At 63.2% G+C, this 14,154-nt stretch carries 16 protein-coding genes; 10 read left to right on the top strand and 6 right to left on the bottom strand.

Annotation, left to right across the window (positions count from 1 at the left end; translation table 11 throughout):
- Positions 1 to 19 precede the first annotated feature (19 nt).
- A complete protein-coding gene (locus FS665_RS01530) occupies positions 20 to 787 on the top strand; it encodes an SDR family oxidoreductase (protein WP_145182305.1) in 768 nt (255 codons plus the stop codon).
- A gap of 54 nt (positions 788 to 841) precedes the next feature.
- Here FS665_RS01530 and FS665_RS01525 read toward each other — a convergent pair whose 3' ends face one another.
- Positions 842 to 1,192 carry a hypothetical protein gene (locus tag FS665_RS01525; protein WP_145182302.1) on the bottom strand — a complete coding sequence of 117 codons (351 nt, stop codon included), beginning with the start codon at positions 1,190 to 1,192 and terminating at the stop codon, positions 842 to 844.
- Positions 1,193 to 1,292: 100 nt separating this feature from the next.
- Here FS665_RS01525 and FS665_RS01520 point away from each other — a divergent pair, with 100 nt between their 5' ends.
- Positions 1,293 to 1,586: an RcnB family protein gene (locus FS665_RS01520; RefSeq protein ID WP_145182299.1), complete on the top strand. Its 294-nt coding sequence runs from the start codon at positions 1,293 to 1,295 to the stop codon at positions 1,584 to 1,586.
- Positions 1,587 to 1,780: 194 nt separating this feature from the next.
- Here FS665_RS01520 and FS665_RS23330 read toward each other — a convergent pair whose 3' ends face one another.
- Positions 1,781 to 1,990, bottom strand: coding sequence for a hypothetical protein (locus FS665_RS23330; protein ID WP_178108272.1), 210 nt, complete (start codon positions 1,988 to 1,990; stop codon positions 1,781 to 1,783).
- On the opposite strand from FS665_RS23330, the gene FS665_RS01510 reads away from it, so the two are divergent.
- The 3 genes from FS665_RS01510 to FS665_RS01500 all read left to right on the top strand — a co-directional run bounded on the left by FS665_RS01510 (position 1,989) and on the right by FS665_RS01500 (position 5,909).
- On the top strand, positions 1,989 to 2,381 hold the full coding sequence (locus tag FS665_RS01510; RefSeq protein WP_145182293.1) for a glycine zipper domain-containing protein: 393 nt from the start codon (positions 1,989 to 1,991) through the stop codon (positions 2,379 to 2,381). The genes FS665_RS23330 and FS665_RS01510 overlap by 2 nt on opposite strands.
- A gap of 149 nt (positions 2,382 to 2,530) precedes the next feature.
- Positions 2,531 to 4,360, top strand: coding sequence for an SLC13 family permease (locus tag FS665_RS01505; protein WP_145182290.1), 1,830 nt, complete (start codon positions 2,531 to 2,533; stop codon positions 4,358 to 4,360).
- Between the two features lie 124 nt (positions 4,361 to 4,484).
- Positions 4,485 to 5,909: a diguanylate cyclase gene (locus tag FS665_RS01500; protein ID WP_145182287.1), complete on the top strand. Its 1,425-nt coding sequence runs from the start codon at positions 4,485 to 4,487 to the stop codon at positions 5,907 to 5,909.
- 1 nt (position 5,910) lies between these two features.
- Here FS665_RS01500 and FS665_RS01495 read toward each other — a convergent pair whose 3' ends face one another.
- Positions 5,911 to 6,669 (bottom strand): TSUP family transporter, encoded by a 759-nt coding sequence (locus FS665_RS01495; protein ID WP_145182284.1) that lies wholly within the window; start codon positions 6,667 to 6,669, stop codon positions 5,911 to 5,913.
- 99 nt (positions 6,670 to 6,768) lie between these two features.
- Between FS665_RS01495 and FS665_RS01490 the strand changes: the two genes are divergently transcribed.
- Entirely contained in the window at positions 6,769 to 7,689 is a 921-nt protein-coding gene (locus tag FS665_RS01490) for a LysR family transcriptional regulator (RefSeq protein ID WP_145182281.1), read from the top strand.
- Positions 7,690 to 7,805: 116 nt separating this feature from the next.
- Here the strand turns inward: FS665_RS01490 and FS665_RS01485 are convergent, their stop codons facing one another.
- Positions 7,806 to 8,000: a hypothetical protein gene (locus FS665_RS01485; protein ID WP_145182278.1), complete on the bottom strand. Its 195-nt coding sequence runs from the start codon at positions 7,998 to 8,000 to the stop codon at positions 7,806 to 7,808.
- Between the two features lie 470 nt (positions 8,001 to 8,470).
- On the opposite strand from FS665_RS01485, the gene FS665_RS01480 reads away from it, so the two are divergent.
- A complete protein-coding gene (locus FS665_RS01480) occupies positions 8,471 to 9,250 on the top strand; it encodes a TSUP family transporter (protein ID WP_145182275.1) in 780 nt (259 codons plus the stop codon).
- On the opposite strand, the gene nudC is transcribed toward FS665_RS01480, so the two are convergent.
- Together nudC and FS665_RS01470 are read right to left on the bottom strand one after the other, a co-directional pair.
- A complete protein-coding gene (gene nudC, locus FS665_RS01475; protein ID WP_145182272.1) occupies positions 9,218 to 10,048 on the bottom strand; it encodes an NAD(+) diphosphatase in 831 nt (276 codons plus the stop codon). The two genes, FS665_RS01480 and nudC, sit on opposite strands and share 33 nt — an antisense overlap.
- A gap of 33 nt (positions 10,049 to 10,081) precedes the next feature.
- Positions 10,082 to 10,894: a crotonase/enoyl-CoA hydratase family protein gene (locus FS665_RS01470; protein ID WP_145182269.1), complete on the bottom strand. Its 813-nt coding sequence runs from the start codon at positions 10,892 to 10,894 to the stop codon at positions 10,082 to 10,084.
- A 207-nt stretch (positions 10,895 to 11,101) separates the two neighbouring features.
- On the opposite strand from FS665_RS01470, the gene FS665_RS01465 reads away from it, so the two are divergent.
- The 3 genes from FS665_RS01465 (at position 11,102) to glpT (ending at position 14,143) form a co-directional block, all read left to right on the top strand.
- Complete coding sequence (locus tag FS665_RS01465; protein WP_145182265.1) at positions 11,102 to 11,665, top strand: lipocalin family protein; 564 nt, start codon at positions 11,102 to 11,104, stop codon at positions 11,663 to 11,665.
- A 58-nt stretch (positions 11,666 to 11,723) separates the two neighbouring features.
- Entirely contained in the window at positions 11,724 to 12,683 is a 960-nt protein-coding gene (locus FS665_RS01460) for an MBL fold metallo-hydrolase (protein ID WP_145182262.1), read from the top strand.
- A 107-nt stretch (positions 12,684 to 12,790) separates the two neighbouring features.
- Positions 12,791 to 14,143 (top strand): glycerol-3-phosphate transporter, encoded by a 1,353-nt coding sequence (gene glpT / locus FS665_RS01455; protein WP_145182259.1) that lies wholly within the window; start codon positions 12,791 to 12,793, stop codon positions 14,141 to 14,143.
- The last annotated feature ends 11 nt before the right edge of the window (positions 14,144 to 14,154 follow it).

Genomic DNA, 14,154 nt, shown 5'->3' with positions numbered 1-14,154 from the left:
AGACCACAAGGAAACCCGCATGTCCAAGACCCAACTGTTCGACCTCGAGGGCAAGATCGCCTTCGTCTCCGGCGCCAGCCGTGGCATCGGCGAGGCCATCGCGCACCTGCTGGCCCAACAGGGCGCTCATGTGATCGTCTCCAGCCGCAAGCTCGAGAGCTGCCAACACGTCGCCGAGGCGATCGTCGCAGCCGGCGGCAAGGCCACCCCGGTGGCCTGCCACATCGGTGAACTGGAGCAGATCCAGCAGGTGTTTGCCGGTATCCGCGAGCAGTTCGGCCGCCTGGACATCCTGGTCAACAATGCCGCCACCAACCCGCAGTTCTGCAACGTGCTGGACACCGACCCCGGGGCTTTCCAGAAGACCGTCGACGTGAACATTCGCGGCTACTTCTTCATGTCTGTGGAAGCCGGCAAGCTGATGCGCGAAAACGGCGCAGGCAGCATCATCAACGTCGCCTCGATCAACGGCGTCAGCCCTGGTCTGTTCCAGGGCATCTATTCGGTGACCAAGGCAGCAGTGATCAACATGACCAAGGTATTCGCCAAGGAATGTGCGCAGTTTGGCATCCGCTGCAACGCTCTGCTGCCAGGCTTGACCGACACCAAGTTCGCCTCAGCCCTGGTCAAGAACGACGCCATCCTCAATGCCGCGCTGCAACAGATCCCGCTCAAGCGGGTGGCCGATCCCAAGGAGATGGCCGGTGCCGTGTTGTACCTAGCCAGCGACGCCTCAAGCTATACCACCGGCACAGCGCTCAACGTCGATGGCGGTTTCCTCTCCTGACGCGTGGCATGGCGAGGGCGCTGCACGGGCGGCGCCCTCGCCTGCAATGAGGGGTTACAAGCAGGTCGCTGCTGCAGCACGGCGCTGCAAGGCCATGCTGTCGTTGTGCTGGGCGTAATAATCGACACGGGTACCACCGGCCTGCTCGTACACATCGACGAACGACTCAGCCTCGCGGGTATACACGGTAACGCCGCCCTGTTCGCGCGCCTGCAGGTACGCCCCAGCGTCGTCGCCAAACACTTCGTCCCGCTGCCAGCTGAACTGGATGCACTGGGCCACCAATTGCGGCGCCTTGCGCGAATCGAGCTGCGCCGTCGGCTTGCCGGCGCGGGCCGCCTCCATGGTGGCGCTGGCGCAACCGGCCAACATCAGCGCTGCAACCACCGGCACAATCGCTCGCATGTTCGTTCCTCGGAAAAAAAGAAAGCGACTCTAGCACCGCAAAGGAATTGTCCCAAGCTGCTTGCTGTCGCATTAACAGATGCCAACCAAGGAAATCGTCATGAAAGCCAAACATCTGTTGCCTGCCCTGCTGTTCGCCGCCCTGCCCATGGTGACCATGGCGGCGCAATCCACCGAAGAGACGGTGTCCGGGCCTGAGACCCACAACCGCGAGTTGAAAAAGGGTGACAAGGCGCCGGATCAATACAAACGCAAGGAGAGTGCCGTTACCGACTGGAAAGCCAAAGGGCTGTCGGCACCTGAGAAAGAAAGCCAGTGGGTGAAGATGGGCTCGCAGTACGTGCTGGTCCAGACCACTAATGGCGTCGTGCTGGACATCCACCCTTCGCACTGATTGGCCTTAGCCAACACTGAAGCAGACAAAGCCGCAGCCGCCTATCGCGTTGCGGCTTTTTTTCGTCTGCAAAGGAAACCAAATGGATCGATTCCAGTCTCAGCAAGTGCCCGGTAAACCTTTGTAGATCAAGGACCTGTATCGTGACCGTTCGCCTTGCAAGCTTTTCGCTGATGGCCGCTTTTGTGTTGCTCTCAGGCTGCTCCCACCATCACCATCGTGACGACGGGGGTTGGCGCGATGATGATCGCGGCCACCGTCACCATCACCGCCACGACCGCGACGACGATGACGATCGCCAATGGCGCGGTGACCGTTACTCGCGTTGATGCCGTTGTCCTGAATTGACCTGCCGCGCCACGGCCCGGCGCTTCTCCTGATGTTTCACCCGAGGTTCTCATCATGCGTCTGACTCTTCCTTCCCTTGCCCTAGGCCTGCTGCTCAGCCAGGGCGCTTTGGCCGGTGACGGCACTGCCGCCATTGGCGGCGGCCTGGGCGGCGTGCTGGGCAATGTCGTCGGCCAGCAAATGGGCGGCCGCACTGGTGCGGCGATTGGCGCCGGCGTCGGTGGCGCAGCCGGCAGCGCAGTCGCTGCACGCAAGGGCAACCGTACCGAAGCCGCTTTGGGCGGTGGCCTGGGCTCAGCGGGCGGTTCGTTGCTCGGCGGCGCGGTCGGCGGCAAGACCGGCTCCACTGTGGGCGCGGGTCTGGGCGGTGCTGCCGGGGGTGCGCTGGGCAACCATTATGGCGACAACAATGGCGGCAAAAAGCACCGCCGTCATCGCCACCGTTGATTCCAGCCAGGAACGGGCCGCACTGCGGCCCCTATCGCAAGGCAAATACGTAAAACCTGCAACACATCAACACCGCCTTCACTCCACCCAGTCACACTGGGCTGCTACTGTCTTTCGTGCCCCTTTGAGTGAAGGAACACCGTCTCCCCATGAACCAGGAATTGCTCTGGGTCCTCGGCCTGCTGGCCGTGGTCGTCACCCTGTTCGTCATCAACCGTCCGCGCATGGACGTCGTCGCCCTGCTGGTGATCCTGGTGTTGCCAGTGTCCGGCGTGCTCACCGTCGAGCAGGCGTTGGCCGGCTTCAGCGACCCCAACGTGGTGCTGATTGCCGCGCTATTCGTGATTGGCGAGGGCCTGGTGCGCACGGGCATCGCCTTGCGCATCGGCGACTGGATGAGTGAACGCGCCGGCAACAGCGAAGCGCGGCTGCTGGTGCTGCTGATGGTCTCGGTCGCCGGCCTGGGCTCGGTGATGAGCTCGACGGGCGTGGTGGCGATCTTCATCCCGGTGGTACTGAGCATCGCCGCGCGCCTGAAGCTGTCACCCAGCCGCTTGATGATGCCGCTGAGCTTCGCCGGCCTGATCAGCGGCATGCTCAGCCTGGTCGCCACCCCGCCGAACGTGGTGGTGCACAGCGAGCTTGTGCGCCATGTCGGTTCAGGGTTCGGCTTTTTCAGCTTCACCCCGTTTGGCCTGGTGGTGCTGGTGTTGGGTATCGCCTACATGCTGATGACCCGCCACTGGCTCAATGGCGAGGTGCGCAAGGACGGCCGGGTGGAAAGCCGTCGCACCCTGCTCGACCTGGTGCTCGACTACAAGCTCAAAGGCCGCGAACGGCGGCTGCGCATTCGCCCGCAGTCGCCGTTGATCGGCCACAGCCTGGGCGAGCTTGAATTGCGCACCCGGCATGGCGCCAACGTGATCGGCATCGAGCGCCAGCACAAGTTCACCACTCGGGTGATCAGCGCCGATCGCAGCACCGTGCTGCATCAGGGCGATGTGCTGTTGCTGGACCTGTTTGCCAAGCAGGACAACCTGCGCAGCCTGTGCCAAACCATGCACCTGGAGCCGTTGCACTTCAAGGCTGCCTATTTCATCGACCAATCCCAGGAGCTGGGCATGGCCGAAGTGTCGTTGCCGCCAGGCTCGCAACTGATCGGCAAGAGCATCCTGGAGCTGACCTTCCGCAGCCGCTACGACCTCAACGTGGTGGGCCTGCGCCGCGATCAAGAGGCCATCGACCAGCAGCTGGTCGAGGAAAAACTGCGCCTTGGCGATACATTGCTGGTGGTGGGCCCATGGAAGGCGATACGCCAGCTGCAGGCCCAGGCGAAAGACTTCCTGGTGTTGAGCCTGCCAGCTGAAATCGATCAAGTGGCCCCTGCGCGCAGGCGTGCGCCACAAGCCCTGGCCAGCCTGGCGATCATGGTGGTGTTGATGGTCAGCGGCGTCGTGCCCAACGTCATCGCAGCGCTGCTGGCCTGCCTGCTGATGGGCGCCGGCCGCTGCATCGACATGAACAGCGCTTACCGCGCCATCCATTGGCAGAGCCTGTTGTTGATCGTCGGTATGCTGCCCTTCGCCCAGGCGTTGCAGAAAACCGGCGGCATCGACTTGGCGGTCAGCGCTCTGGTCAGCCTGCTGGGCACGGCCGGGCCTACGGCAATCCTGGCCTGCCTGTTCGCGGTGACGGCGGTGATTGGCCTGTTCATCTCCAATACCGCCACGGCGGTACTGATGGCGCCGATCGCCATCAGCACGGCCACGCAGTTGGGCATGTCGCCCTACCCGTTCGCCATGACGGTGGCGCTGGCCGCCTCGGCAGCGTTCATGACCCCGGTGTCGTCGCCGGTCAACACCCTGGTACTGGGGCCTGGACAGTACCGCTTCGCCGACTTCGTCAAAATCGGTGTGCCGTTCACCTTGCTGGTGATGGCGGTCACCGTGGTCATGGTGCCATGGATGTTCGGCCTGTAGACGTTGCCCAGGTGCGTGGGCGTACCTGCGATCAGGGCAGATTGACATCAAGCACTGGGTGCCAACACACTAAGGCGTCATTGACCCAGGTGCCCCTCGCCGTTGTCCTGGATTTCGTTTCCGCTTGTCGGTCGAGCCTATGGTGTTTCCAGTCCAATCGCGTGTGTTGTCAGGTGTTGCCCTGTTCGGTCTGACCTTTGCCCTGAGCCTGGGCGGCATTCTCGCGCGGCCGATCGAGTCGCTGTCACTGTTCTGGCCGGTCAATGCGGTCCTTGCTGGTATCCTGCTGCGCTACCCTCGGCATGCCGGGCCGATGAGCCTCGGGATGATCTGGCTGGCGATGGTCAGCGCCGATCTTGCCTGCGGCAGCGCCTGGCCACCCGCGCTGTGGTTCAACCTGTGCAACCTGGGCGTGGTGGTAACCGCATGGTGGATACTGTCACGCCTGCCCCGTCGACACCAGCGCATGCGCACGCCGCAGGGGGTGCTGAGCGTGTTCGCAGCCTGTGCGGCCGGTGCCATGGTCGCCGCCAGCTTGGCCTGCGCGATGGCCGCGCCGTGGTTCGACAAGTCGTTGCAAGCCACGTGGCTTGCCTGGTTCAGCGAGCAATTTTCCACCAGCGTGCTGGTGTTGCCGGTGCTGCTCACCGCCCCGTCGACCCGCGTCGTGCTACGCAGTAATGCCCACGCCATCCGCCTCTGGCCGTTGCTGGTGCTGCTGGCTTCGCTGGCGGTGAGCATCGGCTTCGGCGGCCCAGGCGCCATCGCCTTCCCTATCGCTGCGCTGCTCTGGTGCGCCTGGACCTATTCACCGTTTCTGGTTTCGCTGCTGGCGCTGACTGCGGGTAGCACGCTGATCGTGGCAGTGGCGCAGAACCTCATGCATTTCAGCGTGCCGCAGAGCGAACCTGGCGTGACCACTTTGATGTCGGCGCGCCTGGGCATCGCCATGTTGGTGCTCGGGCCACTGGTGGTCGCTTGTGTCAGCCAGGCCAATCGCAGCCTGGTGGCCCGCCTGGGCCGCCAGGCCAACATCGATCACCTGACCGGGCTGCTCAGCCGTAGCGCCTTCACCCGCCGCGCCTGCGCCTTGCTGGACAGCCGCGCGCAGCACGGCCCACGCCTGCCGCTGACCTTGATGATGCTCGACATCGACCACTTCAAGGCGATCAACGATCGGCACGGGCACGCCACCGGCGACCTGGTCCTGCGCCAGTTCGCCCGTACCCTGCAGGCTCAGCTGCACGACGACGAGCTGGTGGCGCGCCTGGGTGGCGAAGAGTTCGTGATCGTGCTGCCTGGGCTTGCGCCCGAGCATGCTCACTTCACCGCCGATCGCTTGCGTCGCGCCGTTCAGGAGTTGCACGCGACGCAGCATGATCCGCGCTTGCAGATCACCGTCAGCATCGGCCTGGCCGGCTGCGAAGCGCACGAAACAGCACCGAGCCTGGATGAGCTGCTGGCCCAGGCCGACCAGGCCCTGTACCGGGCGAAGGCGCGCGGTCGCAATCGCGTGGAGCAGGCCGAACGTGAGCGCCAGGCGATCTGAGTCAAGCCAGCAGGTCCCACGAGAGTTTGGCGATCAACACACACAGCAGCAGCAAAAACAGCCCACGCACGAAACCTGCGCCCTTGCGTACGGCCAACCAGGTGCCGGTCAGCGCGCCCAGCACGTTGCACACAGCCATGGGCAGGGCAATGGCGTAGAGCACATTGCCGGAAGGGATGAAAAACACCAATGCAGCAAGGTTGGTGGCGATGTTCACCACCTTGGCCGACGCCGAGGCGTGCAGGAAATCCAGCGCGAAGAAGCGGATGAACAGGAAGATCAGAAAGCTGCCGGTGCCTGGGCCGAACAACCCGTCGTAGAAACCGATGGCCGCGCCGATCAGAACCGCCAGGCATTGCTGTTTGCGGCCGACCGTCTGCGGCGTGTGCAGGGTGCCGAAGTCTTTCTTGAGAAAGGTGTAGATGGCCATGACCACGATCAACACCAGTACCGCCGGGCGCATCACACTTGGCGGTACCAGCGAGACCGTCGCTGCACCCACGAACGACATGACGAAGGCACTGAGCGCGGCAGGCAGGATCAGGCCCCAGTCCAAGGTGACCTTACGGATGAACGCGCGCGCAGCGAACGCTGTGCCACAGACCGATGCCAGTTTGTTGCTGCCCAGCAACGCTGCCGGTTGAGCACTGGGCAGGACGTTGAACAGCGCCGGAATCTGAATCAGCCCGCCTCCGCCGACTGCGGCATCGATCAAGCCGGCGGCAAAAGCGAAGAGGGAAAGAACGACGATATCCATCATGGGGCGATTCCTGGCAGCGAAAACAAGCTGCAAGGCTAATCAAAACAACGCCGCTGTGTTGAAATGCCACATTGCGAAAACTGCAATGAGGAACTGCGTGTGGCGTTGGACATGTTGCGTGAAATCCAGGCGTTCGTCAGCGTTGCGCACAAGCGCAGCTTCGTCACCGCAGCCCGTGCTCTGGGCCGCTCACCGAGCGCCGTGACGCGCGCGGTGCAAGCCTTGGAGGAGAATAGCGGCTGCACGCTGCTCAACCGCAGCGCCAATGCCGTCACCTTGACCGAAGCGGGCGAGCGCCTGCTGCCCCATGCCGAGCGCTTGCTCGATGTGCAACGCGACGCCGCCGATGAGCTGGCCGCCCTGAGCGGCAGTGCGCAAGGCTGGGTACGCTTCGCCGCCCCCCAGGTGCTGGCTGAGCAGATTCTGCCCAAGGTGTTGGCCAGCTTCAGCCAGCGCCACCCGCAGGTCATCCTCGACGTGCAATACAGCGATGCGAGCGTGGACCCCTTGCAGGGCAAGTTGGATTTCGTGATCCGTGGCGCCTTTCCACAGTCAAGCGAATTGATCGGCTATCCGCTCTGGCGTTATCGCCGCCATCTGTACGCCAGCCCGGCCTACATCGCTCGGGCCGGCAAGCCCGACCACCCCGAGCAATTACCCGGCCATGCGTTGATTCTGCACACCGCACCACGCATTCTCAAAGCCTGGCACTTCTGCCGCAACGGCCAGATCAGCAGCCTGCGGCCACATCCGCGCTTGCGCCTGGGCACGGGCGATGCGGTGTATCACAGCGCCCTGGCAGGCGCCGGAATCGCGCGCCTGGCTGACTGGATCGCCGAGCCACAGGTGCAGGCAGGACGCCTGGTGCGGGTGTGCGCGGATTATCGGCTGACCTCAAGCACCGGCGCAGATCCGCAGATGCATGCGGTCTACCCAAGCGCTGAACTGCCAGCGCGGGTACGTGAGCTGCTACTGGCGTTGCGCCAGGCCGGCAGTGTTGCAACTGCGCAGACCGGCTAAACGCTGCTCAAAATCTGTCCAATTTGACAGAGCCCGCAACGCTATTGGCCTTCAGCACTTTATCCACAGACCTACCCACGTTTTTTGTGGACAGATTTCTCCGCGCAATGAAGGACTTATCGCACATGCAGCAGCGCGTTGTTCGCTGCTCTGACCAGCTCGACCCATTCCTGAACAGTGATCGTCCCGGCCTGCTCCAATGCCTCGGCATTGCGCAATGCCTGATCGTACTGGGCCTCCTCCAGGATGCCTTCGCTAAGGAAACGGCTGCGCCACTCCAACATCGCTGAAGTGCCTTTCTTGCATTCCATCTATGTACAGACTCCCAAGGCAAAAGACCGGCTCGCCACCGCGACCCATTATGACGCGCCCGGGAGACTACACGAGGCTTTGACGATTGAGAATGACCGGCTTCGACCACTAGTCCAGCGGTACGGCCTGGCGCGTAGGCTGGCAAACAGGGCCCGTCTGCGGAGGAGACGGGCCGGCGGGCGTGCTGCAGCTCAACCCGGGGGAATGGTACCCAACAGGCCAATCAACACGGTTAACAGTAAAAAGCCACCTAGAAACAGCGCAAGCTTGCCCATCGGAACCTCTTCAGTGTGATAGCAGGGTTGACACTATTGTCGGCGACACACTGATACGGTTACAGATGCACCTACACGATAAAAAACCGGATCAGATGCGCTGCGCTGGCAGACGGACGCTGCCGGCATTACCATGTGCCGCCTCCAGCGCGGCGTTTTGCCGCATGTCCTGCCCTTCGCTTGCCAGGCCCCCCATGCCTTTCGAACTCACCGTTGAACCGCTTACCCTGCTGATTCTGGCGCTGGTCGCCTTCGTTGCCGGCTTCATCGATGCCATTGCCGGTGGCGGTGGCCTGTTGACCACCCCTGCCCTGCTCACGGCCGGCATGCCGCCACACCTGGTGCTCGGTACCAACAAGCTGAGCTCGACGTTCGGTTCGGCCACCGCCGGCTTCACCTACTACCGGCGCAAACTGTTCCACCCCGCGCAGTGGCGCCCGGCGCTGTTCGGCACGTTGATCGGCGCCCTGATCGGCGCGGTGGTCGCCCACTACATGCCCGCCGAATGGCTGAACAAGATGCTGCCGGTGATCGTGTTCGCCTGTGGTGTCTATTTGCTGTTTGGCGGCACCCCGAAAGCACCGGTGGATGCCGACGTGCCCATCGGCAAGAAGTGGCAACTGCCCCAGGGTTTCACCCTGGGGTTCTATGATGGCGTGGCGGGGCCAGGCACCGGCGCGTTCTGGACGGTGAGCACGCTGCTGCTCTACCCCATCGACCTGGTTCGCGCCAGCGGCGTTGCCCGCAGCATGAACTTCGTCAGCAACATCGCCGCGCTGACGGTCTTCGTCATCTCCGGGCAGGTCGACTACATCGTCGGCCTGTGCATGGGTTTGTCAGTGATGGTCGGTGCGTTCTTCGGCGCCCGCACGGCAATCAGTGGCGGCAGCAAGTTCATCCGCCCCGTGTTCATCACCGTGGTGCTGGCCCTGACCGTGCGCCTAGCGTGGCAGCACTGGTTCGGGCAGGCCTAAGCGGCGGGCTACGTAGAGGTCGATCAGATAACGGGCGATCGATCGCCCCGCTGGCAATGGCGGCAGGTCATGGACGCTGAACCACTGGGCATCCTCGATTTCGTCCGGCTGCATGACGATTTCGCCGCCGGCATATTCAGCATGGAAACCGAGCATCATCGAATGCGGGAACGGCCAGCACTGACTGCCAACGTACTGGATGTTGCGCACCTCTACCGCCACTTCTTCGCGCACCTCGCGCACCAGGCAATCCTCGGCCGACTCGCCGGGTTCGGCAAAACCTGCCAGGGTGCTATATACCCCTGAGACAAAGCGCGGCGAGCGCGCCAGCAGGATCTCGTCACCCCGGGTCACCAGCACGATCATGCTAGGCGAGATACGCGGGTAGCTGCGCAGATCGCACGCCTGGCAATGCATCGCTCGCTCCCAGCGGATCTGCGTCATGGCCTGGCCGCAACTGCCGCAGAAACGATGTTCGCGCGCCCAGGTGCCGATCTGCGCGGCGTAGGCGAGCACGGTATAGGTGTCGAAATCGCCTTCGAGCATGAACGCGCGCAAGCCGCGCCAGCTGCAGCCAGGCACGTCAACTGCGTTGCGCAGCTCGAGCAGGAACACCGGTTCACCGTCGAAGTGACCGATGCCATGCTCGCACAACACCTCGAGCGCCTGGCGCTTGAGCCATTCACGGGGGAACAGCGCGCCATTGGCATCAACCAGAAAACCTTCCGGGCTGCGCGCCACGGCCAGCCCACCGGCAAGCTGTGGGTCGAGTACTGCGGTGCTCCAGCGAGCTGACATATCAGGGGTTCCTTGAATGCGCCCGCGACCCGGTCAGTCGGCGAACGTCGGTTTCTGTTTGCTCATGTGCGCGGCCACGGCCACCCGCAAGTCTTCCGATTGCAGCATGGCGGCGTTCCAGGTGGCGATGTAGTCCAAACCATCATCGATCCGGTGGTCGCGCATGTAACTGAGCAGCTGTTTGGTACCCGCCACGGCGATGGGTGATTTTGCGGCAATCTCGCGGGCGATGGCAAAGACGCCGTCGAGCAAGGCTGCGTGATCAGCATACACGCGGTTGACCAAGCCAATACGCGCCGCCTCTTCAGCCTGCACGGTGCGCCCGGTGAACGCCAATTCGCGCATGATGCCGTCGCCGATGATGCCAGGCAAACGTTGCAGGGTGCCGACGTCGGCGGCCATGCCCATGTCGATCTCCTTGATCGAGAACTGCGCATCTTCGCTGCAATAGCGCATGTCGCAGGCCGAGATCAAGTCGATGGCGCCGCCGATACAGTAGCCCTGCACCGCTGCCAGGACCGGCTTGCGGCAGTCGGCCACGGCGCTGAAGGAGGCCTGCAGGCGCTGGATGGTCTTGCGCAGCAAGCGCGCATTGCGACCAACATCCTTGCCCATTTCACCGGCCAGCGAGGCCAGCATCATCAGGTCGATGCCCGCCGAGAAGTGCTTGCCGGCGCCGCTGATCACGACTGCGCGCACGGCATCGAGGTCATCGATCCACCGGAAGATGGCGATGATTTCCTCCCAGAAGGCGCCGTTCATGGCGTTGATCTTCTCAGGGCGGTTGATCTGCACGTGGGCGATGTTGTCGGTCAGGTCGACCTTGAACGCGGTGTACTCGGTCACAGGCGGCGCTCCTCTGCGGATGATTGGCACGGCCGATGGTAACCCAGGCTCGGCACCGCGCTTGTGCCAAAACCGGGACTGCGCTCGCTGTCGCCGGCCCCGGCTCGGTAATGCTGAAAGCTGCGAACGTGCCAAGCTGATACAACTTTTTCTCCATGGCCGTATCGAAGCCTTGGAGAGCCCTACTCGCTGACAGGAGGTTTTGCCATGGCGATGCGCACGGCCCTGATGCTTTCTTGCATGTCCCTGGCCCTGATGGGCTGCGTCGGTTCCAGCGACGATCATCACACCCCACCGAACACTGTGCAGGTCGATCTGCAACGCTACCAAGGCACCTGGTACGAGCTGGCGCGACTGCCCATGTTCTTCCAGCGTAACTGCGTGCAGTCCGAGGCCCACTACGGCTTGCGCGAAGACGGGCGCATCGACGTCACCAACCGCTGCATGGAGAAGGACGGTGAGTGGAACGAAGCCCAGGGTGTCGCCGAGGCTCAAGTGCCGGGCAAGACCGACAAGCTCTGGGTCCGCTTCGACAACTGGTTCAGCCGCCTGGCGCCGAACCTGACCAAGGGTGAATACTGGGTGCTGTACCACGACAAGGACTACCGCGTGGCATTGGTGGGCCATCCCAATCGGGAATACCTGTGGTTGCTGTCGCGTACCCCGGCGATCACCGACCAGACGCGTGAGCAACTGCTGTCGATCGCGCGCAAGCAAGGCTACGACACCAGCGAGCTGATCTGGCGCCAGGACCCCGCCACGGCGCCTTGAGCATCGACGCACGGCTGGCGGCCGGTCAAGGTGGCCAGCTCATCTTCGGAGCGCGACAGTGGACCTGCAGTTCTTGGGCACCTCCTCGGGGGTGCCGACCAAATCCCGCAATGTAAGTGCCACTGCAGTCATCGAAACTACCGGCAAGCGCTGGTACTTGGTGGACTGTGGCGAAGGCACCCAGCACCAGCTGCTGCGCTCTGCGCTGTCGCTGCATGATCTGCGTGGCATTTTCATCACGCATGTTCACGGCGATCACTGCTTCGGCCTGCCCGGCCTGCTGGCCAGCGCGGCCATGGCTGGGCGCAGCGAAGCGCTCGATGTCGTGCTGCCGGCGGCCCTGCACGACTGGCTGCGCCTGAGCCTTTCGGCCACTGCCACCTGCTTGCCTTTCGCACTGCAGCTGCTGGCCGTCGAGGACATGGGCCAATGGCGCAGCGATGCACTCGCGGTCGATACCGTGCAGCTGTCGCATCGGGTACCGAGCTTAGGTTTCGTGTTCACCGAGACCGCCCCCAATCACCGGCTGGACACCCAACGGCTGCAAGCGCTCGGCATTCCACGCGGCCCCTTGTGGGGCGAGCTGGCCAGAGGCCTGACCGTCCAGCATGCCGGACAGCGCTGGCATGGGCGTGATTTTTTCCAAGCCTCGCGCCCGCCGCAGCGCGTGATTGTCTGTGGCGACAATGACAACCCCGGCGCCCTGGCAGATCTGGCGCAAGATGTCGATGTGCTGGTCCATGAAGCGACCTACACCCGGCCGATCGTCGCGCGCAATGGCAACGCCTTCGGCCACAGTACTGCGGCGTCCATCGCGCACTTCGCCGAGCAAGCCAGGGTGCGCAATCTGGTACTGACGCATTTCAGTGCCCGCTATCAGGCTGACCCACGCCGCAGCCCTTGCATCGATGACGTACGCAATGAAGCGCGCCAATTCTACACCGGCCACCTGACCCTGGCGCGCGACCTGCAACGCTATCACCTTGGCCGCAACGGCCAGCTGACCTTGGCGGACTAAGGGCATCGTTGCATCACTCGAAAATCCAGCCGACGAAAGCATTATTTTTTCTTTAACGAAAATGTAATATTCGCTTTCGCATACCTATAACAAAGCTGGAGCTTCGCATGTTTGCCTTCTTCCGCCCTGCTACCCACCGGGCGCCGCTGCCCGACGATCGCATCGACAGTACCTACCGCCGCCTGCGCTGGCAGATCTTCGCCGGGATCTTCTTCGGTTATGCCGGCTACTATCTGCTGCGCAAGAACTTCTCCCTGGCCATGCCCTACCTCATCGAAGAGCAGGGCTACACACGCGGTCAGCTGGGCGTGGCGATCTCGGCCATCGCCATTGCCTATGGGCTGTCGAAGTTCCTCATGGGCCTGGTGTCGGACCGCTCCAACCCGCGCTACTTCCTGCCATTCGGCTTGCTGGTATCAGCGGCGGTCATGTTCGTGTTCGGTTTCGCGCATTGGGCAACCTCGAGCGTGGCGATCATGTTCGTGCTGCTGTTCATCAATGGCTGGGCACAGGGGATGGGCTGGCCGCCGAGCGGTCGAACGATGGTGCACTGGTGGTCGCAGAAAGAGCGCGGCGGCGTGGTATCTGTGTGGAATGTGGCGCACAACGTCGGCGGCGGCCTGATCGGCCCGTTGTTCCTGCTGGGCCTGGGCTGGACCAACGACTGGCATGCGGCATTCTACGTGCCGGCGGCGGTGGCTGTGCTGGTCGCGGTCTTCGCGTTCGCGGCCATGCGCGACACACCGCAGTCGGTGGGCCTGCCGCCGGTCGAGCAGTACAAGAATGATTACCCCGAAGGCTATGACGAAAGCCACGAGCAAGAGTTTTCCGCCAAGCAGATCTTCGTCCAGTACGTACTGCGCAACAAGATGCTGTGGTACATCGCCCTGGCCAACGTGTTCGTCTACCTGCTGCGCTACGGCGTGCTGGACTGGGCGCCGACCTACCTCAAGGAAGCCAAGCACTTCAGCGTCGACACGACCTCGTGGGCATACTTCTTCTATGAGTGGGCTGGCATTCCCGGCACCCTGCTGTGTGGCTGGATGTCGGACAAGATCTTCCGCGGCAATCGCGGCCTGACCGGGATCGTGTTCATGGCCCTGGTGACAGTGGCCACCCTGGTGTACTGGCTTAACCCACCGGGTAACCCGACCGTCGACATGATCGCGCTGTTCTCCATCGGCTTCCTGATCTACGGGCCAGTGATGCTGGTCGGCCTGCAGGCGCTGGAGCTGGCGCCGAAGAAAGCCGCCGGCACCGCCGCCGGCTTCACCGGCTTGTTCGGCTACCTTGGCGGCTCGGTGGCCGCAAGCGCGGCGATGGGCTATACGGTCGATCACTTCGGCTGGGATGGCGGCTTCGTGATGCTGGTAGCCGCCTGCCTGCTGGCCATCGCCTTCCTGCTGCCAACCTTGCGTCACAGCAATGTGGCCAGCAGCCGGCGCGACGCCCTGGCCTGATCGCCAGGCCC

Source organism: Pseudomonas sp. URMO17WK12:I11, from assembly GCF_007677725.1.
In the GTDB taxonomy this organism is placed as follows: Bacteria; Pseudomonadota; Gammaproteobacteria; order Pseudomonadales; family Pseudomonadaceae; genus Aquipseudomonas.
The sequence above is the reverse complement of the archived record's forward strand: the minus strand, read 5'-3'. Positions and strand labels throughout refer to the sequence as shown.